This is a genomic window from Psychroflexus tropicus DSM 15496 (assembly GCF_000378765.1).
Taxonomy (GTDB): Bacteria; Bacteroidota; Bacteroidia; order Flavobacteriales; family Flavobacteriaceae; genus Psychroflexus; species Psychroflexus tropicus.
This window is the reverse complement of the sequence record NZ_KB905343.1, coordinates 57,223-78,802: the sequence shown is the minus strand read 5'-3', so window position 1 is coordinate 78,802 and position 21,580 is coordinate 57,223. Positions and strand designations below refer to the sequence as shown.

Genomic DNA, 21,580 nt, shown 5'->3' with positions numbered 1-21,580 from the left:
TATAGGTTACATATATGGCAAAAAAAGAATTGAAATTACCCAAAATGGGAGAAAGTGTAGCTGAGGCTACCATTACCAGCTGGCTTAAAGAAGTTGGCGATCAAATCGAAGCAGATGAAGCAGTGTTAGAAATTGCTACAGATAAAGTAGACTCCGAGGTTCCCAGCGAATTTGATGGTGTTTTAGTAGAAAAACTTTTTTCTGTAGATGATGTGGTGAAAGTGGGCGAAGTAGTCGCTATCATCGAAGTAGAAGGTGAAGATAGCGGAGATGATTCTGAGGTAGAGAGTGACACAACTACTACTGAAACTACTGAAGTTGAAAATGCAGCTTCTGTTGTTGAAGAAAGCGTTAGTCAAGCTAAATCTGACGCTAGTTCCACTGCAAATTATTCTAATTCGTCTAGATTTTACTCTCCTTTAGTAAAAAATATCGCCTCTAAAGAAAATATATCTTTGGAAGAGCTAGACAATTTAAAAGGTTCAGGATTAGACGAAAGAGTCACTAAAGATGATATCCTAGCTTACGTTAAAGAGAAGAAAGAAGGCAAGGTAGAATCTAAAACACAACAAGAATCAGTTGCTAAGGAAAAAACCGAATCTAAAACCCCTTCTCCAACTCCAAAAGTTGAAACTCCTGTCAACATTAATGCAGAAGATGAAGTGATAGAAATGAGTAGGATGGGAAAATTGATTTCTAGCCATATGATTGCTAGTACGCAGACCTCCGCTCATGTTCAATCATTTATTGAAGTAGATGTTACAGATATATGGAACTGGAGAAATAAACATAAAAATGAGTTTCAAAAGAGAGAAGGTGAAAAATTGACTTTCACTCCAATCTTTATGGAAACTGTTGCTAAGACTATTAAAGATTTTCCTAAAATCAATATATCTGTAGACGGTGATAAGATTGTTATGAAGAAGCATATCAATCTGGGAATGGCTGCAGCATTGCCTGATGGAAATTTAATAGTTCCAGTGATTAGGGACGCAGATCAACTCAATCTCTTAGGAATGGCTAAGCAAGTAAATGATTTAGCGACAAGAGCACGTGATGGAAAATTGAAGCCAGACGAAACCCAAGGTGGTACTTATACCGTAACCAATGTAGGAACTTTTGGAAGTGTGATGGGAACTCCTATCATCAATCAACCACAAGTAGGTATATTAGCCCTGGGAGCCATAAGAAAAGTGCCTGCCGTTATTGAGACATCCGAAGGAGATTTCATTGGCATTAGATACAAGATGTTCTTATCACACAGTTATGACCACAGAGTGGTTAATGGTGCCTTGGGTGGCCAATTTATCCAACGCATGAAAGAATACTTGGAGAATTTTGACACCAATAGAGGTATTTAAAAGCTATAATCTTATTCAATAAAAAAGCCCTTAAATAAGGGCTTTTTTTATTTGATAATTTGAAGGAACCCACTACTCAGGAAATGTAGGGTCTAAATAATCTGGAGTTCCATCAGCATCAGAATCTGGGAAAGGAAAGATCACATTATCATCTTCATCTGTTATTTCATCTCGGGTTGAGACTCCGTCCCCATCATCATCTGTGTCTGCGAAATTTGGAACTCTATTTTCATCTGTATCATCATCTGTTACTCTTCTATTATTATCGATATCTTCCCTCCAGGAAACAACTCCATCATTATCATGATCAGACTCAATTGACTTGTACAATTGAATATTAAATACGATAGGCTCGTAAGCATCAATTCCTGAACCCGTTGGAGGAGCAGAAAAATAGGCTAAGCCAGATGGAATAAAGACGGTTCCAAACCCAAAATCATCTTCGAAAGTGACGGTACCGTCTGGATTAGTATCTACAAAATTTGAAGCTCCACGAAATTCATCCATGACCTCATAGAAACCAACGATATTATTAACTAAATCAAACCAGACAGGATTTGGTGACCCATCAAAAACGTCTTTATCAAAAAGAGAAAAACCGTTATAGGTCACCAAAACTGAATCTGCAAAAGTAGGTTTCCTAGAAGATTCTGCTCCTTCTCTAAACTTTAAGTAGTACAGATTATAATCTACTCCCCTTTGTGTAACTGTTTTAGATTCTAAAAATTCTGAGTCAATAATCGGCTCTTCGTCTTGGTTTGGCTCAGCGATAGTATCAAAAACAATTTTTTGAAAGTTTGGGTTTTCAGGATTATCTTCAAACCTGTAAAAGTGAGTTTCTAGGAAACTTTGAATCTGTGCTGCATTCTCATCCTTGACCTCCTCGACATCTCTAGTAACAATTTCACCTGGACCATCGTCATCATTACTACAAGAAATAATGAGTAAAAGAGCAAAAATGAGAGCAATATTTTGTAGTTTCATTTAACTGTAATTTTAGGGGGCAAGATACGATTTTCTTATATTTTTGCTTAAGTAAAAATAGAATTTGATGAGGGTAGATAAATACTTATGGGCAGTGAGATACTTTAAAACCAGAAGCATTGCCACCAATGCTTGTAAAAAAGGTCATGTAAAGATTGATGGTGAGTCTGTTAAGCCTTCTCGTAATGTTTATCCAACTGACAAAATTGAAATCAGAAAGAATCAAATCAATTATAAAATTGAAGTTCTGGATTTGCCAAAGTCAAGAGTTGGAGCTAAGTTAGTGAGCATTTATTGTACAGACATAACACCAAAAGAAAATCTGGAAAAATTGGATTTACTGAAATACTCTCAAGACTATTATAGAAAAAAAGGAACTGGGCGTCCTACTAAAAAAGACAGAAGAGAATTGGACGAATTAAAGGAGAATACCAAAGACGAGTTAGAATAGAACCTTATGAAAACAGAATCTACCCTGATTTTATCTGAAGAAGATATCAGAATTAAAACTAAACGAATCGCTCTTCAAATTTTAGAGACCTGCGTCAGTGATGACTTAATAGTTATAGCCGGAATTATAGAAAACGGAGCTGTTTTTGCTAAACTAATCTCAGATCAAATTAAAGCATTATCAGAAAAGCAGATCATACTTGCTCAAGTTGCGATCGACAAAAAAAATCCATTGGAGAAAGTAAATGTTTCTGTTGAGGCAGAAGTGTATGAGTCCAAAAGTCTTGTATTAGTTGATGACGTTTTAAACACAGGCTCTACTTTAATGTTTGCCGCCAAACACTTTTTGAATGTCCCTTTAAAACAGTTTAAAACAGCTGTACTGGTTGACAGAAACCATAAAAAATATCCTATAAAAGCAGATTTTAAAGGTATTTCGCTTTCAACTTCCCTTAATGAACGTGTGGAAGTTGATTTTTCTCAACCTTCTAAAGCTCAACTTTTTTAATTATCGCTTTTGCCTAGCAATTCCAGTAATTTTTGAAGGCCAGCTTCAGGAGAAGTCTCTGTTAGGTCTAAGTTATGATCGGCTAGAAAATAAAATTGTTGTCTCTCAAAAAGGTGCTTTCTTACAAATTCTTCAAATTCAAGTTTGCTTTCATAATGGGAAATAATTGGTCTGTCCTTCCTCTCATTAAACAATCTATCTACTAGTTGATCTAATTGAAGTTTTAGGTAAATAGAAGTCACTTGTTCTGCCTTCACAATTGCTTCCATATTAGAACCATAGACCGGAGTCCCCCCACCTAATGCCAGTACAAAGTTTTCATTTGTACCTAAAAGATACTCAAGAGCTTTTGACTCTTTTTTCCTGAAATAAATCTCTCCTTTTGTATTAAAAATTTCTGGGATAGATAAATGTTCTCGACTTTCGATATAATCATCCAGATCTATAAACTTTGTATTTAAGTTCTCAGCTAAGAGTCGCCCTAAAGTTGATTTTCCAACTCCCATATAACCTAATAAAATCACCTTCATAATCACCTTGTTTGAACAAATTAAAAATGTTTCAAATTTAATTTATTTTTCCTTGATATAACAAAGGAAGATATTATATTTGCACCCGCAAAAAGAAGCATTAGATCTGGTAGCTCAGTTGGTAGAGCATCTCCCTTTTAAGGAGAGGGTCCTGGGTTCGAGCCCCAGCCAGATCACTAATTATAGTTTAATTTTTTGGTGAGAAGTCTATCCTGAGCAAAGTTGAAGGAAGCCTCAACTAGTTCAACACTAAAGTTCATTACATTATTTCAGATCTGGTAGCTCAGTTGGTAGAGCATCTCCCTTTTAAGGAGAGGGTCCTGGGTTCGAGCCCCAGCCAGATCACTAATTATAGTTTCGATCTTTTTGGGTAAGAAGTCTATCCTGAGCGATGTCGAAGGAAGCCCCAGCCAGATCACTTTTATTTCCTACCTTAACTTTTATAAATATTAATCTTGATCAATTTCAGATTACTTGATTTAAGTTTATATTTGTTAATATGCCCAGGTGCTGGAACTGGTAGACAGGCATGGTTGAGGGCCATGTGTCCATTAGGGCGTGCGGGTTCGACTCCCGCTCTGGGCACTTTTTCAACTTCTTATTAAAATATTTTGAAGAAACCTTTTCAAGTATTACTCAATTTATTTCCGAGACCTTTTTTAATTCGAATTAGTTTACTACTCAAACCTGTACTGCTTCTCCTATACAAAGGAAATACCTACAAAGATCCCATCGACGGTAAAACATTTTCGAAATTTCTTCCTTATGGATATGAGAAAAAAAGATCTAATGTATTAAGCCCTTCTACCCTTTCTTTAGAAAGGCATCGACTTTTATGGCTTTATCTTCAAAACAAAACAGAATTTTTTAGCAAGGCTCAAAAAGTACTCCACTTTGCTCCGGAACAAGCTTTTTACAAGCGTTTTAAGAGCCTAAATCACCTCGACTACACGACTACAGACCTCAATTCTCCCATTGCAGACGTTAAAGCAGATATATGCCATTTACCTTTTGAAACCAATACATACGATACCGTCATTTGTAATCATGTTTTAGAACATATCAAAGACGATACAAAAGCTCTTGAAGAGATTTACAGAGTTTTAAAACCTAAAGGAATGGCGATTCTCCAAATACCGCAGGATTTAACCAGAAAGAAAACCTTTGAAGACGATTCTATCACAGGTCAAAAAGAAAGAGCTAAAATTTTTGGTCAATATGATCACCTGAGAGTTTATGGTCTGGACTTCTTTGACAAATTGAGCTCCATTGGATTTGAGGTTACAGCAGTTGATCTTACTGCCGAATTAAGTGATAAAGAAATCGATTACTACAGATTACAAAAAGGTGAGCTTATTCCAATTGGCTTTAAGCCATCTTAAAATTCATCTACAGCGTCCTGCAGTGAATCTGAAATAAAAGTTTTTTGGTTACCATTTGCATCAGAATAGATGAATATGACTTCTAAACCCTTAGCTTGTTTCAGGTAAGCTTTAGCTTTCTCAAACCCCATAGCCATGAAAGCAGTAGCGTATGCATCAGCATCAGTACAATTGGTGGTGATCACTGAAGCTGAAAGAAGATCTGTCTTTTGCGACTTCCCAGTCCTAGGGTTGATGGTGTGGACATATTTCTTCCCCGATAAAGAGTCTATTCTGAATTTTCTGTAATTACCTGAAGTTGCAAGTGACTGGTCTTGTAATTCTAAACTGTAAGCCAATTCTCGAGAACCATCTTCCATAGGTAACTCAATCCCGACTTTCCAGGATCCATTTCTTTCCTTATTTTTTCCCTCCACTTTCACTTCTCCCCCTATTTCTACTAAATAATTATTGAGGCCTTTAGAACTAAGAAAGTTTCCAAAAACATCTACAGTATAACCTTTAGCAATGGCATTGAAGTCCAAGTATAAGTATTGATTACTGGACTTAATTTTATTTTGATTTGTGAGCTCAATTTTATCAAAGCCTACGAGATTATATATAGAGTCGATTTCAGTTTCAGTGACATCCTCTGCATAACCTTCAGGGCCAAATCCATAGGCATTGACTAATAATCCAACACTTGGATCAAAATAACCATCAGTTTTTTGATAAATAGATTTAGATGCTAAGAAAACAGTCCTGAAATGCTCATCAACTTGAATTGACCTGTCACCGTCGTTTATTTTGGAGATATCTGAATTCTTGATATAGGTACTCATTGAGGTGTTAATAACCTCAAGGATAGAATCGATTTCTTTGCTAGTCACCTGATCTGAATCTGAAAAGTATTGAATAGAATAAGTTGTTCCTAAAGCTTCGCCCTTAAGACTTTTAACGGCATTAGAATCCTTTGCACATGAGCAAAAAAGAAAGATTAATAGTAAAGATAAATACCTCATTTAATTTCAATTAAGCCTGTATAATTTAGTACATAATCCTCTTCAGAATCCACAGGTAAATCATAACTGAGAGAATTGGCAATACCTACACCAGCATAAAAGGTTTTGGCTTTATAATTTATACCATGATCTGAAACCTTTTTCATTAGTTCTTCATTATAGATCACAGGGTTATCAGGATATTTTACAGCTCTAACAACAACGAAAATCAATTTCTTATCTTTTGTAGCTACAAACTGAGGGTTTTTTGACTTTTTACTATTAACAGCCAGAAACTCGTAACCCATTTCTTCCAGGTCTTTACCTACCACGTTCATCGCTAAATTATGAAGTTGTTGTTCTGAAAGTAGTCCCATATGTCATTATATAAAAAAACCCAAACATAGATGTTTGGGTTTTTAAGGTCAATTAATTTTATCCTCCGAAATCATCAAACCTGATATTTTCGTCTGGAATTCCAAAATCTTCTCCCATTTTTTGAACCGCCTGGTTCATCAATGGAGGACCACAAAAATATAATTCTATATCTTCAGGTTCTTCGTGGTGATTTAAGTAATTATCGATTACACACTGGTGAATAAATCCTACAAAGCCGTCTCCTTCACCATCAATTCCATCTTTTTCTTTCCAATTGTCTTCTTCCATAGGCTCAGATAAAGCCATGTAAAATTTAAAGTTTGGAAAATCTTTCTCTAATGCTTTAAAATGATCAATATAGAATAATTCACGCTTAGATCTACCACCATACCAATAAGTAACTTTTCTACCAGTCTTTAAGGTTCTGAACAAGTGATATAAGTGAGACCTCATTGGCGCCATACCTGCTCCACCACCTACATAAAGCATTTCAGCTTCACTTTCGTTGATAAAAAACTCACCGTATGGACCAGAAATTGTCACCTTATCTCCTTCTTTACAATTAAATATGTATGAGGATGCTACACCAGGATTCACATCCATCCAATCACCTTTAGCTCTGTCAAAAGGAGGTGTTGCAATACGAACATTCAACATAATTCGCTTACCTTCTGCCGGGTAGGAAGCCATAGAATAGGCTCTCTCTACGGTTTCACTATTTTTCATCACTAAGGGCCATAATTTAAAATTATCCCACTCGGTTTTAAATTTATCTTTCTCACCAGGATGCTCCTCTGGATGAGCAGAGATGTCCATATCTTCAAATTTTACTTCACATGGTGGAACTTCAATTTGAATATAGCCTCCTGCTTTGTAATCCATATCTTCTGGAATTTCAACGATAAATTCCTTAATAAAAGACGCAACATTATAGTTAGACACCACCGTAGCTTCCCATTTCTTGATACCAAAAACTTCTTCAGGAATTTCAATCTTCATGTCTTGTTTGACTTTCACTTGGCACCCAAGTCTCCAGCCTTCAGCGATTTCTTTCCTCGTAAAATGAGGCTCTTCGGTAGGCAAAATAGCTCCTCCACCATCTTTTACGATACATTTACACTGAACACAAGTTCCACCTCCACCACAAGCAGAAGGAAGAAATAATTTATTATCTCCTAAAGTACTTAAGAGGGTTGATCCTGATCCAACTTCTAAGTCCTCTTCTCCATTTACATTAATCTTAACAGGACCTGAAGGCGATAATTTTGCTTTTGCTGAAAGCAAAATAACCACCAACAACAAAATTAAGGTTAAGAATACTGCAACACTCGCTAATATAACTGTCATAATCTTCTGTGTTTATAATTTAATTCCCATGAAACTCATAAATCCTATTGCCATCAATCCTGTAATGATAAAGGTTATTCCTAACCCTTTAAGCGGTGCAGGAACATTAGAGTAGGCGATCTTTTCTCGTATAGCTGCAATAGCCAAAATAGCTAAAAACCAACCAATACCACTTCCAAGTCCATAAACTGCTGCACCTTCTATACCACTGAAATCCTTTTGCTGCATAAAAAGGGATCCACCTAAAATAGCACAATTTACAGCGATTAATGGTAAAAAAATACCAAGAGATCCATAGAGAGCTGGCGCAAATTTTTCAACAATCATTTCAACCAGTTGTACCATAGATGCGATCACCGCAATAAACATGATAAAACTAAGGAAGCTCAAGTCTACATCAGCAAATTCTGGACCTAACCAGGATAAAGCTCCAGCCTGAAGTAAGTAATTATCTAAGAGATAATTTACAGGAACTGTGATGAGCAATACAAAAATAACTGCTGCACCAAGTCCAACTGCCGTTTTTACTGTTTTAGAAACAGCTAAATAAGAACACATTCCTAAGAAATAGGCAAAAATCATGTTCTCAATGAAAATACTTTTTACAAATAAGTTTACTAAATCCATCTATGAGGGTTATTTAATTTTCTTCAATTAGTTTTCTGTTTCTCGCTCTTTGTATCCAAATGAGTACTCCAACTACGATGAGCGCCATTGGGGACAGCAAGAAGAAACCATTATCCTGATATCCTAACGCATATAATCCTGTAGATTCGGCTAAAGTTACTCCTTTATGACCTAAAACCTCATAACCGAGTAATTTGCCAGAACCAAATAGTTCTCTAAAGAAAGCGACTATGATGAGGATTAAACCATATCCAGCTGCATTTCCTATACCATCAAGAAAAGACTTATATACACCATTACCTAAAGCAAAGGCTTCGAGTCTACCCATGATAATACAGTTGGTAATAATTAACCCAATAAAGATGGATAACTGCTTACTTACATCAAAGGCGTAAGCTTTTAGGATCTGATCGACAAGAATTACCATGGACGCAACTACTACAAGTTGAACGATAATTCTTATTCGGCTAGGTATAGAATTTCTTAAGATCGAAATAATGACGTTACTGAATGCCATAACAAATACAACAGCTAAAGACATTACAATAGCTGGCTTGAGCTGAACTGTAATAGCTAATGCTGAACAAATCCCCAAAACCTGAACAGTAATAGGATTATTATCATCTAGCGGATCTTTTAATATTTTACGATTAGCCTTCGACAAGAAGTGTTCTTTCTCTTCAGAGCTAGATAAGAAAAGTAGCATCTCGCTTTTTTTCTTTTCTTCTTCTGTTTGAGGCTTTGGATTAGTTTCTAAGCTCATATTTATCGTGTTACAACTTTAATTTCTTGACGTTTTTTGAAAAAAGGCAAATAATTTTTCAACCTTTTGGAAAGCATAGCAGTGACACCGTCACCGGTAATGGTTGCCCCAGAAATAGAATCGACCTGATTGTCATCCTTATTATTTCCTCCACTATATCCTTTAACAACGCTTACACCAACTAAATTACCTTCTTCATCGAATATTTTCTCATCAACAAATCTCTGCTGAAACCAATCTGTTGTAATTTCAGCACCTAAACCTGCTGTTTCACCTTTATGGTCGAAAACCACACCTTTTACTGTATTAGCATCATCTTTAAGAGCAATATAACCCCAGATAGCATCCCATAATCCACTACCGCGTAAAGGAGCAATGTAGAATTCTTGGCCTTCATAATTTGCCAAATACAATGGGAAGGTTTGTTCTTCTACAGGCTTAGCTAATTCTTTAGCTAAATCCACCTGAAAGGCATTAATTCCTTCTTTTTCTTGACCAGTATGGTCCAAGGCGTACTGTTGGGTAACGTGCTTATTGAAAAGCTCTTCAGCCTCATCTCTGGAAGTTTGGATTCCAATAGTAGATAAGATGTTTTGCATTTTTTCTTTACGCACATTTTCTTTTTGCAATGGGTTTAAACTTGTTGCAGTAAAAGATAAGGTAACTGCAACTACAATAACCATAGCTATTGCAAAAATAAATGTGTAAGCATTACTGTTTCTATCCATCATTAAGCTGTTTTGACTGTTTTGGCTGATAAACGTTTTTGTCTTCTTTTTATATTTCCCTGGATCACATAATGATCTATGGTAGGCGCAAAAACATTTAAAAGAAGAATGGCTAACATAATTCCTTCAGGATATGCTGGGTTTAACGTTCTAATTAAGATTGCAATTAAACCGATAAGCGCTCCGTAAATCCATTTCCCTTTCATAGTTTGGGCTGCGCTCACAGGATCGGTTGCCATGAAGACAATACCAAATGCAAACCCACCTACGATTAGGTGATTATACCAAGCAAAATTGGTCATTCCATTACCTTCTATACCAAAAGAAGGTAAAGCATTTAATAATAAGCCCATAGCTGCTGCACCTAATACTCCACTGAGAATAATTCTCCAGTCTGCTACTTTTGTAAGTACTAAAAGCAAGGCTCCGGCTATTATACAAATAACAGAGGTCTCCGCAATAGAACCAGGAATAACACCAGTGAACATTTCTGCAGCTGTGTAAGTAACTTCTTTATTTGCAGCAACAGAACCTAATATAGTTTCTCCTGAAATTGTATCTATGTTAGAAGCTTCACTTACCCAAACTTTGTTTCCCGACATATAAGTTGGATATGCAAAATAGGCAAATGCTCTTGCCGTTAAGGCTGGGTTTAGAATATTCATTCCAGTACCTCCAAATGCTTCTTTACCAATAAGAACGGCAAAGATCACAGATAGAGCTACCATCCATAAAGGAATATCCACAGGCATAATCATTGGTATTAATAAACCTGTTACCAAGTAACCTTCATTCACCTCATGACCTCTCATTATTGCAAAAGCAAACTCTAAACCAAGTCCTACAGCATATGAAACTACAATCATTGGTACGATTTTATAAGCTCCATGTAAAAAAGCATCTAAAATAGCTGGATTCTCACCTAATTGTGTATAATGCTGATATCCTGTATTCCACATTCCAAACAATAAGGCAGGAACTAAAGCCAAGACCACTGTAATCATCGTCCTCTTCAGGTCTACTGCATCCCGAATGTGTGAACCCTTTTTTGTTGTGTGATCAGGCACAAACAAAAACGTATCTAAGGCATTTATTGCCGGGCGATACTTTTCAAGCTTATTGCCAGGCTCAAAAGGTTCCTTAATTTGATCAATTTTCTGTCTAATCCAATTCATAGTGTTATATAAATTTATCCTACTTCAGTTATCATAATATCTAAACCGTTGCGTATAATTTCCTGCGCTTCAATTTTAGACGTATTCGTGTAATCTACAAGAGCAAAATCTTCTGGAGCAACTTCATAAATTCCAAGATTTTCCATTTTTTCAATATCACCCGCCATGCAGGCTTTAATAAGTTGCATTGGTAGAATATCCAAAGGCATTACCTCTTCCATCTCACCAGTTACCACAAGAGCTCTTTCCTCACCGTTTAAGTTGGTATTAACTTCATACTTCTTATTAGGAAATAACCATGCCAAAGACGTCTTTGAGGCAGAATGAATGTCGTTATCTTTAAATGGAAGCCAACCGAACATTCTGTGCTTATCTCCTTCTGGAATCACTGTTAGAGTATTTGAGAAAAAATTCAGATAACCATCACCTTCAACCTTCTCACCAGTTAATACATCTCCACTGATTATTCTTGAATTGTCTTCATAATCTTTCAGAATAGAAGACACTTCCGACCCAATAATTGTTTTGAAATATTTTTTATGCTTTGCTGCAGTACCAGTAATTGCAACCGTTCGCTCAGCATTGTACTTTCCAGTTTTGAATTGTTCACCTATAATGGCCACATCTTCTGGATTAATTGTCCAGACTTTTTCACCTCGGTTGAGAGGCTCAGTCTCATGTATCAAAGTTCCTACATTACCAGCAGGGTGAGGACCAGAGATATTTAAGACCTCTACATTATCGATATCTTTTAAAAAGCTTGCTGCCTGTTTATCAACACCCAAGTATACTTTCCCTCCTGTAAGCTTGGTTAAAGCATTGATTCCATTTTGAAAAAATTCAATTTTGTCTTTCAAAACGACCTCAAACGAAGCTGTTAATGGCGCTGTGTTATAAGCTGAAATATAAATAGCTTTTGGAGTGTCCTCCGCATTAGCAGGAATACTATATGGTCTTTGGTTTAAGAAAACACCTAATCCGGTAGAAAATATCCTATGTTTTACCTCAGAAGAATCAGACTTCAACGGATCCATAGTTCCAAAATCTTTGTACTCTATTTCAGTATCTGCTTCAATGACAACCTCGAGTATTTTTCTTTTGGCACCTCTTTTAATTTCTTTTAATGTTCCACTTACTGGAGAAACTACTCTGGTCTTATCAGAATACTTTGAAAAGAAAACCTCTTCTCCAGCCTTTATTTTCGCCCCTTCTTTGATGACCATTTTTGGCACCAGAGAATGAAAATTTGATGGTCTTAAAGCAACAGTCTTTGATTTTTGAGCTTGCTCGATTGAATTTTCAGGCTCACCTTTCAAGTTGAGCTTTAAACCCTTTTTAATTTTGACATCTATAGGCATTTGAAAAAGTTTATTTTTGGTTTGCAAATTTAATAATTAAACTTACATTCTTAAAGCAAACAATTCTTATAGTTCTATTATTTATAATAGTTCTAAATAACTAATATTACATACAAATTTAATGATACAACCTTTCAAAAAAAAGCTATTCGGAGTCCTTTTAGTAAGTTTTATATATTCTTCATTGTCTGCACAACAGGTTTATGAAACATTACCTCCAGATTTCATTAAAACCATTGAGTTTTATGGATCCAACAGCGAGTTTAGCGGGACACCTATCATCTCCATGCAGGAGTCTTTGGAGCTGAAATTTGATGATTTAACCGCTGCAGAAAACGATTATTATTACGAAATTGAGCACTTCAATTTTGACTGGACTCCTTCTGTGTTGGCAAAAAACGAATATTTAGAGGGGTTTGACAATATAAGGCTGTTCGATTTTGAAAATTCTTTCACCACTCTTCAACCCTACACTCACCATGAATTAAAAATCCCTAACCAAAATACCAGAAGACTCAAAGTAAGCGGGAATTACATGTTAAAGATTTACAATGAAGACAGGCAACTCCTATTTTCAAGAAAATTTATTGTCTACGAAGACTTGGTCAATGTCAACATTACTTTAAGAAGGTCTAGAGATTTAAACTATATTGACGAGAAACAGGTGGTCAACTTTGAAATAGGTCGAGATGATTTCTTTTTTAGAAACCCAGATCAGACTGTTAAGACTGTAGTTGTGCAGAATAATGATTTTAATACAGCTATTTATGATCTTAAACCGCAGTTCACTCAAGGTAATACTTTAGTTTACAGATACGACCAGGAAGCTTCTTTTTGGGGAGGAAATGAATACCTGAATTTTGATAATAAAGACATCAGACAGGGAACCTTAAGAATTGAGCGTGTTGAACTGGATGAGCTCTACAATTCATATTTATATCCAAATTTTATAAGAGATGGCAGAGAATATGTCTTCAATCCAGACATCAATGGAGCCTTTAGAATTAATTCGGTGCAAGGTGAAGATGATGACATTGAATCAGAATATGCCAAAGTCCACTTTTCACTGCAAAATTATAAGGATTTAAACGGCGGTGAGATTCATCTTTACGGGAGGTTCAATAACTATGTATTAGACGACACTACATTGATGAAACCTAGTGAGAAAGAAGCCAATCTCCTCACAAATGAGCTACTCTTAAAGCAGGGATTTTATAATTTTAAATACGTCTATTTAGATAAAAACGGCAAATTTATAGAGGGTTTTATCAGCGGAGATCATGATATCACTGAAAACGACTATCAGGTAATTGTCTATTACAGAGATATTGGTGCCAGGTACGACCGAGTAGTCGGAATCGGTTATGAGAACAGTGAAAATATTATCAATTAAGCATTCTTAACAGCTATTAATAAAAGCTTATCATCATGAATTTTCATAATGATATATAAGCCTTATATTTACGCAAACTAATAAAAATAAAATTTAAAAAATATGGGTAAAGGATATTTTCAGGTACCATCTGCCATAAATGAACCAACTAAATCTTATGCACCAGGTACTCCAGAAAGAGAATCTATTCAAAACATGTATAAGAAATTATACAATCAAAAAGTTGAAATTCCACTTTACATAGGAAGTGAAGAAATTAAAACTGGTCACACTAAAAGTATAAGACCACCTCACGATCATCAACATGAGGTCGGAATTTATCATAATGCTGAAGAAAAGCATGTGGACCAGGCTATTGATACTGCTCTGGAAGCAAGAAAAGAATGGGCAAAGTTGCCTTGGGAGCAAAGAGCTGCCGTCTTTTTGAAAGCAGCAGATCTTATTGCTGGTCCTTACAGAGACAAGATGAATGCTACAACAATGATTGGTCAATCTAAAACAGTATTTCAAGCTGAAATTGATTCTGCATGCGAAATCTGTGATTTCTTAAGATTCAACGTTGAATATATGACAGAAATTTACAGAGAACAGCCAGAGTCTGCAGATAACGAATGGAACAGAGTTGAACACAGACCGCTAGAAGGTTTCGTATATGCGATCACTCCATTTAATTTTACTGCAATTGCAGGTAATTTACCTTCAAGCGCTGCCTTAATGGGTAATGTGGCAGTATGGAAGCCAAGTGATAGCCAGATGCTATCTGCACAGGTTATTATGGAAGTATTTAAAGAAGCAGGTTTACCAGACGGCGTCATCAATATGATTGTAGGTGATCCTGCCATGATTACTGAAAAGGTATTAGCTAGAAAAGAATTTGCTGGAGTACACTTTACAGGAAGTACGAATGTATTTAAAGGAATTTGGGCCAAAATAGGTGAAAATATCCACACTTATAATACCTATCCTAGAATCGTAGGAGAAACAGGTGGTAAAGACTTTATTATGGCACACAAATCTGCAAATGTAGATGTTGTTGCCACTGCGTTGCTTAGAGGTGCTTTTGAATTTCAAGGTCAAAAATGTAGTGCCGCTTCCAGATCTTACATTTCTAGCAGCATATGGCCAAGCGTAAAAGAAAAGCTTGTGAATGATGTGAAGTCTATTAAAATGGGCCCTACTGGAGACTTAAGCAATTTTATGGGTGCTGTTATTCATGAACAATCCTTTGATAAACTTTCTGAATATATTGAGCGTGCTAAGAAAAGTGATGAAGCTGAAATCATTGTAGGCGGAAACTGCGATAAATCAAAAGGTTATTTCGTAGAACCTACAGTTATTGTCACAACGAATCCTAAGTATGAAACTATGGTCGAAGAATTATTTGGACCAGTCTTGACGCTTTACGTTTATGATGATGATAAATACGAAGAAACATTACATCTTGTAGATAATACAAGCCAATACGGACTGACAGGCGCCATAATTTCTACAGATCGTTATGCGGCAACGCTTGCCACAGACATTTTACAAAATTCTGCAGGTAATTTCTACATCAATGATAAATGTACTGGAGCTGTAGTGGGTCGTCAGCCATTTGGAGGAGCTAGAAACAGTGGTACAAATGATAAAGCTGGATCTAAATTGAACCTTTTAAGATGGACTTCACCAAGGTTGATTAAAGAAACCTTTGTTCCAGCTAAAGATTACAAATATCCACACATGGGATAATTTGAATCCAATAAAAGTAAAAGCCCTTAATTTCTATAATTAAGGGCTTTTTTATTGACTTAAGCTCTGTATTTCATGGGAAGATAAACTACTTTTTTTGTATCAAAAAACTCTTCCTCAAAAAGATCGCATAGTTCGTAAATCTTCACTGTTCTATAAGGCTTTAACTCTTCAGTTAAATCCCCTCCTTTAAGGTATAATATTCCATTTTTGAGTTCGTGTCTAGATTCTTTTGCAATTTTCCCCTTTACCCAGTGTACAAAACTTGGCATTACTGCTACTGCCCTACTCACAATAAAATCGAATTCGCCAGAGGTATTTTCAACTCGATCATTGATAGCTGTAACGTTCTCAAGACCTAAAGCCTCTACAACCTCTTCTACAACTTTTATTTTTTTTCCAATGCTGTCAACGAGCGTAAATTGCGTTTCTGGAAAAAGAATAGCGAGAGGAATTCCAGGAAATCCACCACCTGTACCAACATCCAATACCTTTGAACCTGGCTGAAAACTCTGTATTTTTGCAATGGCTAGGCTATGCAGGACATGCCGTATATAAATTTCATCAATGTCTTTTCTAGAAACCACATTTATTTTTTGATTCCAGTCTTTATAAACCTCTGCAATAGCTTTAAATTGCCCTAGTTGCGTTTCAGATAAATCGGGGAAATAGCGTTTGATAGTTTCCAATGCTTTTTTTCTGCAAAAATAAGAGATCTGGTTTTGTTTTAGGTCTTTCGAAGTCCTATAATTCTAGAATAGTCTTCTTTATAACCCTATACGTTAGCAATGCACCCATAAAAACAGCACAATTGGGAATTGTCCAAAGCACTGGTATATATAAATTTTTATATTTGCTTTTATTAAATTTATAAGATGACAAATCCTTCGATTAAATTCTCTAGAAAAGACCCACAAAAGTTTTTTAAAACACTCAATAAAAGAGTCAATACTTACTTTAACGAGAACAATATTAAAAAAACAGGGAACTGGAAACTGCATTTGAAGACCATAGTCATGTTTGCTTTGTTTCTTACTCCTTATTTTCTGATTTTGTTCTTAGATATTTCAGACTGGTGGAAATTATTATTCACGGTCTTAATGGGAGCTGGAATGGCTGGTGTAGGAATGAATGTGATGCATGATGGAAATCATGGCACTTATTCAAGAAAAAAATGGGTTAACAAATTTATGGGTAGTTCCATTTATATCTTGGCAGGTAATGTTTACAATTGGCAAGTTCAACACAATGTACTCCACCATACATATACCAACATTCACGGACATGATGAAGATATTGATGCAGGAGGTATTATACGTTTTTCCAAACATGCCAAATGGAAGCGTTTTCACAAGTTTCAACATATTTATTCTGTCTTTCTTTATGGGCTATTAACTTTCAACTGGGCCTTAACTTCAGATTTTAAGCAGACAAGGAGGTATCTGAAACGTCAACTTTCTTATGGCAAAATGCCAGCTAAATGGAAACAGTGGAGCATACTTGGAGTAACAAAGTTTATATATTTATCCATTTGGATATTGATACCAATATTAATTGGTATTGTTTGGTGGAAAGTGTTGCTTGGCTTTTTTATCATGCACTATACGGCTGGGTTGATCTTGAGCATCATTTTTCAATTAGCGCATATGGTAGAAAATAATGACATGCCCATGCCGAATGAAGTAGGAGAAATGAAAAATACCTGGGCTATTCACCAGCTATTTACCACAACCAATTTTGCAACCAATAATAAAATTATCAACTGGTTCAGTGGTGGTTTAAATCATCAGGTTGAGCATCACATTTTCCCAAATATCAGTCATATCCACTACGACAAGATCAGTAAGATCGTAAAAGAGACTGCAAAGGAATTCAACCTTCCTTACAACGAATATGAATCAACCCGCGAAGCTATTCGCTCTCACTTTAGACATTTAAGAATGCTTGGAAGTGAACCTCAACTCTCATAACAATACATTTATGATTCAACTTTCTGATAAAATCCAAAAACTCGAAACATCTGCCACTTTAGCAATGGCAGCTAAAGCCAGAGAACTCAAAGCACAAGGCAAAGATATTATTGGTTTAAGTTTGGGAGAACCAGACTTTAACACTCCAGATTTTATCAAAGAAGCTGCTGTTCAAGCCATCAACGATAATTATAACTCTTATACACCTGTTGATGGTTATGAGGATTTAAAAAAAGCCATACAGACTAAGTTTAAAAGAGACAATCACCTGGAATACGACTTAAACCAGATTGTGGTCTCAACTGGCGCCAAACAATCTTTATACAACATCGCATCGGTGGTGTTGAATCCAGGAGATGAAGTAATCCTTCCCTGCCCATACTGGGTTAGCTACAGTGATATTGTTAAATTAAACGAAGGTGTTCCGGTTGAAGTTGAAACCGATATCGATCAGGATTTTAAAATGACACCTGAACAGCTTAGGTCGGCAATTACTCCAAAAACTAAAATGCTTTGGTACAGTTCGCCTTGTAATCCCAGTGGTTCTGTTTATACCAAAGATGAATTGAAAGCACTAGCAGAAGTTCTTAAAGAATTTCCAGACATCATCGTCGTTAGTGATGAGATTTATGAACACATCAATTTTGGTGAGGAAAGATTTTCGATGGCCGAAATACCAGAGATGTATGACAGGACAGTGACTGTAAATGGAGTGTCAAAGGCCTTTGCCATGACAGGCTGGAGGATTGGATATATTGGAGCTCCACAAAAAATTGCTAATGCCTGCAAGAAGCTACAGGGCCAGGTGACTAGTGGAGCCAATTGTATTGCTCAGCGTGCAGTTATCACAGCTCTTGAAGCCCCAGTAAGTAAGATTCAGTTTATGATCGATAAGTTTAAATCAAGACGTAAACTTATATTAGATTTAGTTGAAACCATCCCTGGGTTTGAATGTAACGAACCAAAAGGCGCCTTTTACATTTTCCCTAATGTTTCTTCCTTCTTTGGAAAGACTTATGGAGGTAAAAAAATAGAAAACGCAACAGATTTCTCAATGTTTTTACTAGAAGTCGCTAATGTAGCTACTGTGACCGGTGAGGCTTTTGGCAATCCGAACTGTATTAGGATTTCTTATGCAGCTAGCGAAGATAATATCAAGGAAGCTATGAATAGAATCAGTAAATCTTTGAGTTAATTGTCATTTTTTACAGAAGGTTTATGTTCACCACCCTGGTAAACAATCCTTCTCGGAACGTGCATTTCAATATTGTTCTGGTCTAATGCTTTCTTTACAGCTTCTAGCTGTTCCCAGTATGTAGGCCAATACAGTGGTGATTCCACCCAGGATCTGGCAGTAATCTGGAGTTCAGATTCACCGATTTGATCTAACCAAACATCTGGAGCTGGAGTAGATTCAATATTTGGATTTTGTTCCATAGCCTTTACTAGAATTGGTCTTAGAGTGTCTAAAGATTCAGTCAGTGGAAATTTTAAACTGAGATCTATTCTTCTAATTGGATTCATTGTCCGGTTATCCACATCACTATTGGCGACATTGCCATTAGGCATAGTGATAATTCTACCGTCGAAGGTTTCAATTCGCGTGTATAAAATATCAATCTTAATGACATGCCCTAAATTGGTACTAACCTCAATTAAATCTCCCACCTTAAAAGGTTTAAATACCAAAATCAACACTCCACCTGCAAAATTCGCTAAACTTCCTTGTAAGGCTAAGCCAACTGCTATACCCGCAGCTCCAAAAATAGCTAAAAACGAAGTGGCCTTGACCCCAAGAAGAGAGCCTACCAAAGTGAATAAAAGCCCGTAAAGAACAAAAATAGACAAGCTTTCTACAAAGGTCTTCAGTGATAATTCAACCCTGGATTTTCTTAAGGTTGCTTTCAATAGCCTCATCAAGAGCCTAATGACTATTACACCAATGATAATACTAATTAAAGCGTAGAGTAATTTGGGTCCTATATACTTCAACAGGTCCAATACATAGGCTTTGATAGTTTCAATAAATGATGTATCCATAAATTTTTAAATAATAATCTAAAAGGTAAGTATTAATTATCAAACATAGAAATATTGCTGACATAATCAATACTGTTAAAAAAGAGAGCTTAATTTCTTAATCACTATAAACACGGGCTTTAGCTTTCGTATTTTTAAAAATAAAAAATGAATACTTTACAGATTAAATCCATCCAAAAAATTACACCAGATGTGCTTCAAATCCGAACCACAAAGCCATCAGATTTAGATTTTAAACCGGGACAAGCTACAGAGCTTTTTATCAATAAAGAAGGCTGGAAAGAAGAAGGCCGACCATTTACCTTTACGAGTTTACCAGAAGATGACCATCTGGAATTTGTCATCAAAACCTATCCCGATCATAACGGGGTCACGGAACAGTTACTCGATTTAAAAGAAGGGGATGAATTTCTACAAACCGATATTTTTGGTAATATCTATTTTAGAGAAGAAGGTACCTTTATAGCTGGTGGGGCTGGTCTTACTCCATTAATCGCTATTTTGAGAAACCGACATAAACATGGCGACCAAAACGAGAATAACAAATTGATTTTTGCAAATAAGTCGGAAAAAGACATCATCCTTAAAGATGAGTTGGAAGACATGCTGGGCGCTAACTTCATAAACATCCTGTCTGATGAAAAAACGGATCAATATGCTCATGGTCATATCGATCAAACTTTCCTTAAAAAACACATCCTTAATTTACAACAAAAGTTCTATGTCTGCGGACCAGAGCCAATGATAGAAAGCGTGGTTAATGATTTAAAAGAATTAGGTGTAAAAGAAGAGCATATCATTATTGAAGAGTAATTATTCTCATTTTCAGCTACATAAAAAGCCTCATCGATATGAGGCTTTTTAATTTTAAGAGCAAGAAATGAACAGATTTACGTATTTTTAAAAAAACAATTAAAATTATGTCAGGATTTCTTGCTTTTTTCGAAGAAATGCCCATTTGGATGAAGTTAGCCTGGGTGGTGGGTGTTTTGACGGTGTTTTGGATTTTGGAAGGCTACTATTCTTTGACCTTCTTAAAATACAAAAAAGCCAAACATGCAGGAGTAAATTTTATTTTCCTCCTATTTACGATGATTATAAACGTTGGTTTTGGTGCACTTACGCTCGGTGTATTTTACTGGATCGAAGCCAGCCAGTTTGGATTGTTGAATCTCATCGACTTGCCGGTAGCCGTAGAATTACTCTTAGCCTTGCTAGCTTTAGATTTTATCGCACAATATGGCGTTCATTTCCTATTACATAAAGTCAAGTGGATGTGGCGACTGCATATCATTCATCATAGTGACACCAAGGTGGATGTCACCACAGGAACCAGACACCATCCATTGGATTTTACGGTAAGAGAAACCTTTGCTTTAATTGCCGTAATAATCATGGGAATGCCGATTTCCTATTATCTATTTTATCGGATTCTAAGTGTATTTTTTACCTATTTTACGCATGCCAACATCAATCTTGGTAGAATAGATAAGTATCTAAGTTATGTGTTCGTGACCCCAATAATGCATAAATTTCATCACCACAGGGATTTACCCTGGACTGATACCAACTACGGAAATATGTTTTCAATTTGGGATAGACTTTTCGGCACCTACCTTTATGAGGATCAGAACAAAATACAATATGGCTTAGACATCGTGGAAGATTCCAAAGATGAAGACGTCTGGTTTCAATTAAAAATCCCTTTCAACCGAAACATCAAGACCAAATAATCTAGATTCCTAAAAAGTGCTTTCAACCTTTGTGCTTTTATAGGGGCATGACCAGGCTATCTCTCCAAGTCCGCAAAACAAAAGCGCATCATTAATTCATCAAAAGAGCTTCTAATAGTCGCTTTTTGATTTCGCATGATCTAAA

Annotated in this window: 22 protein-coding genes and 3 tRNA genes; 13 read left to right on the top strand and 12 right to left on the bottom strand. The window is 36.1% G+C overall.

The genetic code is table 11. The annotated features are described in order from the left end of the window. Positions 1-14: 14 nt before the first annotated feature. Positions 15-1,361, top strand: coding sequence for a dihydrolipoamide acetyltransferase family protein (locus F598_RS0105065; protein WP_019037939.1), 1,347 nt, complete (start codon positions 15-17; stop codon positions 1,359-1,361). 72 nt (positions 1,362-1,433) lie between these two features. On the opposite strand, the gene F598_RS0105060 is transcribed toward F598_RS0105065, so the two are convergent. Then, positions 1,434-2,345, bottom strand: a complete 912-nt coding sequence (locus tag F598_RS0105060) for an FKBP-type peptidyl-prolyl cis-trans isomerase (protein ID WP_019037938.1) — start codon at positions 2,343-2,345, stop codon at positions 1,434-1,436. Positions 2,346-2,412: 67 nt separating this feature from the next. On the opposite strand from F598_RS0105060, the gene F598_RS0105055 reads away from it, so the two are divergent. Further along, positions 2,413-2,796 carry an RNA-binding S4 domain-containing protein gene (locus F598_RS0105055; protein ID WP_019037937.1) on the top strand — a complete coding sequence of 128 codons (384 nt, stop codon included), beginning with the start codon at positions 2,413-2,415 and terminating at the stop codon, positions 2,794-2,796. 6 nt (positions 2,797-2,802) lie between these two features. Next, entirely contained in the window at positions 2,803-3,303 is a 501-nt protein-coding gene (locus tag F598_RS0105050; protein ID WP_019037936.1) for a phosphoribosyltransferase family protein, read from the top strand. On the opposite strand, the gene F598_RS0105045 is transcribed toward F598_RS0105050, so the two are convergent. Then, positions 3,300-3,833: a shikimate kinase gene (locus tag F598_RS0105045; protein ID WP_019037935.1), complete on the bottom strand. Its 534-nt coding sequence runs from the start codon at positions 3,831-3,833 to the stop codon at positions 3,300-3,302. The two genes, F598_RS0105050 and F598_RS0105045, sit on opposite strands and share 4 nt — an antisense overlap. A gap of 103 nt (positions 3,834-3,936) precedes the next feature. On the opposite strand from F598_RS0105045, the gene F598_RS0105040 reads away from it, so the two are divergent. The 4 genes from F598_RS0105040 (at position 3,937) to F598_RS0105025 (ending at position 5,215) form a co-directional block, all read left to right on the top strand. Beyond that, positions 3,937-4,009 (top strand) — tRNA-Lys (locus tag F598_RS0105040). Positions 4,010-4,105: 96 nt separating this feature from the next. After that, positions 4,106-4,178, top strand: a tRNA-Lys gene (locus F598_RS0105035). A gap of 156 nt (positions 4,179-4,334) precedes the next feature. Then, a tRNA-Leu gene (locus F598_RS0105030) sits at positions 4,335-4,418 on the top strand. Positions 4,419-4,444: 26 nt separating this feature from the next. Continuing rightward, positions 4,445-5,215 (top strand): class I SAM-dependent methyltransferase, encoded by a 771-nt coding sequence (locus F598_RS0105025; protein ID WP_019037934.1) that lies wholly within the window; start codon positions 4,445-4,447, stop codon positions 5,213-5,215. On the opposite strand, the gene F598_RS0105020 is transcribed toward F598_RS0105025, so the two are convergent. From F598_RS0105020 to F598_RS0104985, 8 genes are read right to left on the bottom strand one after another with little or no spacing between them, the layout of a single operon-like run. Then, entirely contained in the window at positions 5,212-6,216 is a 1,005-nt protein-coding gene (locus F598_RS0105020; protein ID WP_019037933.1) for an FAD:protein FMN transferase, read from the bottom strand. The genes F598_RS0105025 and F598_RS0105020 overlap by 4 nt on opposite strands. Continuing rightward, entirely contained in the window at positions 6,213-6,572 is a 360-nt protein-coding gene (locus F598_RS0105015) for a hypothetical protein (protein WP_019037932.1), read from the bottom strand. The genes F598_RS0105020 and F598_RS0105015 overlap by 4 nt, the downstream gene beginning before the upstream one ends. A gap of 58 nt (positions 6,573-6,630) precedes the next feature. Beyond that, a complete protein-coding gene (gene nqrF / locus F598_RS0105010) occupies positions 6,631-7,920 on the bottom strand; it encodes an NADH:ubiquinone reductase (Na(+)-transporting) subunit F (protein WP_019037931.1) in 1,290 nt (429 codons plus the stop codon). A 12-nt stretch (positions 7,921-7,932) separates the two neighbouring features. Further along, positions 7,933-8,547, bottom strand: a complete 615-nt coding sequence (gene nqrE, locus F598_RS0105005) for an NADH:ubiquinone reductase (Na(+)-transporting) subunit E (RefSeq protein WP_019037930.1) — start codon at positions 8,545-8,547, stop codon at positions 7,933-7,935. Positions 8,548-8,560: 13 nt separating this feature from the next. Continuing rightward, positions 8,561-9,310: an NADH:ubiquinone reductase (Na(+)-transporting) subunit D gene (locus F598_RS0105000; protein ID WP_019037929.1), complete on the bottom strand. Its 750-nt coding sequence runs from the start codon at positions 9,308-9,310 to the stop codon at positions 8,561-8,563. Between the two features lie 2 nt (positions 9,311-9,312). Then, entirely contained in the window at positions 9,313-10,038 is a 726-nt protein-coding gene (nqrC, locus tag F598_RS0104995; RefSeq protein ID WP_033408507.1) for an NADH:ubiquinone reductase (Na(+)-transporting) subunit C, read from the bottom strand. 2 nt (positions 10,039-10,040) lie between these two features. Further along, positions 10,041-11,213, bottom strand: coding sequence for an NADH:ubiquinone reductase (Na(+)-transporting) subunit B (locus F598_RS0104990; protein WP_019037927.1), 1,173 nt, complete (start codon positions 11,211-11,213; stop codon positions 10,041-10,043). A 14-nt stretch (positions 11,214-11,227) separates the two neighbouring features. After that, positions 11,228-12,571, bottom strand: coding sequence for a Na(+)-translocating NADH-quinone reductase subunit A (locus tag F598_RS0104985; RefSeq protein ID WP_026302527.1), 1,344 nt, complete (start codon positions 12,569-12,571; stop codon positions 11,228-11,230). Between the two features lie 121 nt (positions 12,572-12,692). On the opposite strand from F598_RS0104985, the gene F598_RS0104980 reads away from it, so the two are divergent. After that, complete coding sequence (locus F598_RS0104980; protein ID WP_026302526.1) at positions 12,693-13,964, top strand: type IX secretion system plug protein; 1,272 nt, start codon at positions 12,693-12,695, stop codon at positions 13,962-13,964. Between the two features lie 102 nt (positions 13,965-14,066). Next, the gene (gene pruA / locus F598_RS0104975; RefSeq protein WP_019037924.1) at positions 14,067-15,692 is read left to right on the top strand and encodes an L-glutamate gamma-semialdehyde dehydrogenase; all 1,626 of its coding nucleotides are present in this window, start codon (positions 14,067-14,069) and stop codon (positions 15,690-15,692) included. 59 nt (positions 15,693-15,751) lie between these two features. Here pruA and rsmG read toward each other — a convergent pair whose 3' ends face one another. Continuing rightward, entirely contained in the window at positions 15,752-16,381 is a 630-nt protein-coding gene (rsmG, locus tag F598_RS0104970) for a 16S rRNA (guanine(527)-N(7))-methyltransferase RsmG (protein WP_019037923.1), read from the bottom strand. 186 nt (positions 16,382-16,567) lie between these two features. Between rsmG and F598_RS0104965 the strand changes: the two genes are divergently transcribed. Both F598_RS0104965 and F598_RS0104960 read left to right on the top strand, forming a co-directional pair. Beyond that, a complete protein-coding gene (locus tag F598_RS0104965) occupies positions 16,568-17,662 on the top strand; it encodes a fatty acid desaturase family protein (protein ID WP_019037922.1) in 1,095 nt (364 codons plus the stop codon). Positions 17,663-17,672: 10 nt separating this feature from the next. Next, the gene (locus F598_RS0104960; RefSeq protein WP_019037921.1) at positions 17,673-18,857 is read left to right on the top strand and encodes a pyridoxal phosphate-dependent aminotransferase; all 1,185 of its coding nucleotides are present in this window, start codon (positions 17,673-17,675) and stop codon (positions 18,855-18,857) included. Here the strand turns inward: F598_RS0104960 and F598_RS0104955 are convergent. Further along, positions 18,854-19,702 (bottom strand): mechanosensitive ion channel family protein, encoded by an 849-nt coding sequence (locus tag F598_RS0104955; protein WP_019037920.1) that lies wholly within the window; start codon positions 19,700-19,702, stop codon positions 18,854-18,856. The genes F598_RS0104960 and F598_RS0104955 overlap by 4 nt on opposite strands. Before the next feature lie 147 nt (positions 19,703-19,849). Here F598_RS0104955 and F598_RS0104950 point away from each other — a divergent pair, with 147 nt between their 5' ends. Both F598_RS0104950 and F598_RS0104945 read left to right on the top strand, forming a co-directional pair. Beyond that, complete coding sequence (locus tag F598_RS0104950) at positions 19,850-20,515, top strand: ferredoxin reductase domain-containing protein (RefSeq protein ID WP_019037919.1); 666 nt, start codon at positions 19,850-19,852, stop codon at positions 20,513-20,515. A 107-nt stretch (positions 20,516-20,622) separates the two neighbouring features. Then, positions 20,623-21,435 carry a sterol desaturase family protein gene (locus F598_RS0104945; protein WP_019037918.1) on the top strand — a complete coding sequence of 271 codons (813 nt, stop codon included), beginning with the start codon at positions 20,623-20,625 and terminating at the stop codon, positions 21,433-21,435. Positions 21,436-21,580 lie beyond the last annotated feature (145 nt).

Excerpts from the sequence above, each read along its gene's own strand:
- F598_RS0105065 (WP_019037939.1), top strand. The coding sequence starts at position 15 with ATGGCAAAAAAAGAATTGAAATTACCCAAAATGGGAGAAAGTGTAGCT.
- F598_RS0105060 (WP_019037938.1), bottom strand. The coding sequence starts at position 2,345 with ATGAAACTACAAAATATTGCTCTCATTTTTGCTCTTTTACTCATTATT.
- F598_RS0105055 (WP_019037937.1), top strand. The coding sequence starts at position 2,413 with ATGAGGGTAGATAAATACTTATGGGCAGTGAGATACTTTAAAACCAGA.
- F598_RS0105050 (WP_019037936.1), top strand. The coding sequence starts at position 2,803 with ATGAAAACAGAATCTACCCTGATTTTATCTGAAGAAGATATCAGAATT.
- F598_RS0105045 (WP_019037935.1), bottom strand. The coding sequence starts at position 3,833 with ATGAAGGTGATTTTATTAGGTTATATGGGAGTTGGAAAATCAACTTTA.
- F598_RS0105020 (WP_019037933.1), bottom strand. The coding sequence starts at position 6,216 with ATGAGGTATTTATCTTTACTATTAATCTTTCTTTTTTGCTCATGTGCA.
- F598_RS0105015 (WP_019037932.1), bottom strand. The coding sequence starts at position 6,572 with ATGGGACTACTTTCAGAACAACAACTTCATAATTTAGCGATGAACGTG.
- nqrF (WP_019037931.1), bottom strand. The coding sequence starts at position 7,920 with ATGACAGTTATATTAGCGAGTGTTGCAGTATTCTTAACCTTAATTTTG.
- nqrE (WP_019037930.1), bottom strand. The coding sequence starts at position 8,547 with ATGGATTTAGTAAACTTATTTGTAAAAAGTATTTTCATTGAGAACATG.
- F598_RS0105000 (WP_019037929.1), bottom strand. The coding sequence starts at position 9,310 with ATGAGCTTAGAAACTAATCCAAAGCCTCAAACAGAAGAAGAAAAGAAA.
- nqrC (WP_033408507.1), bottom strand. The coding sequence starts at position 10,038 with ATGGATAGAAACAGTAATGCTTACACATTTATTTTTGCAATAGCTATG.
- F598_RS0104990 (WP_019037927.1), bottom strand. The coding sequence starts at position 11,213 with ATGAATTGGATTAGACAGAAAATTGATCAAATTAAGGAACCTTTTGAG.
- F598_RS0104985 (WP_026302527.1), bottom strand. The coding sequence starts at position 12,571 with ATGCCTATAGATGTCAAAATTAAAAAGGGTTTAAAGCTCAACTTGAAA.
- F598_RS0104980 (WP_026302526.1), top strand. The coding sequence starts at position 12,693 with ATGATACAACCTTTCAAAAAAAAGCTATTCGGAGTCCTTTTAGTAAGT.
- pruA (WP_019037924.1), top strand. The coding sequence starts at position 14,067 with ATGGGTAAAGGATATTTTCAGGTACCATCTGCCATAAATGAACCAACT.
- F598_RS0104965 (WP_019037922.1), top strand. The coding sequence starts at position 16,568 with ATGACAAATCCTTCGATTAAATTCTCTAGAAAAGACCCACAAAAGTTT.
- F598_RS0104960 (WP_019037921.1), top strand. The coding sequence starts at position 17,673 with ATGATTCAACTTTCTGATAAAATCCAAAAACTCGAAACATCTGCCACT.
- F598_RS0104955 (WP_019037920.1), bottom strand. The coding sequence starts at position 19,702 with ATGGATACATCATTTATTGAAACTATCAAAGCCTATGTATTGGACCTG.
- F598_RS0104950 (WP_019037919.1), top strand. The coding sequence starts at position 19,850 with ATGAATACTTTACAGATTAAATCCATCCAAAAAATTACACCAGATGTG.
- F598_RS0104945 (WP_019037918.1), top strand. The coding sequence starts at position 20,623 with ATGTCAGGATTTCTTGCTTTTTTCGAAGAAATGCCCATTTGGATGAAG.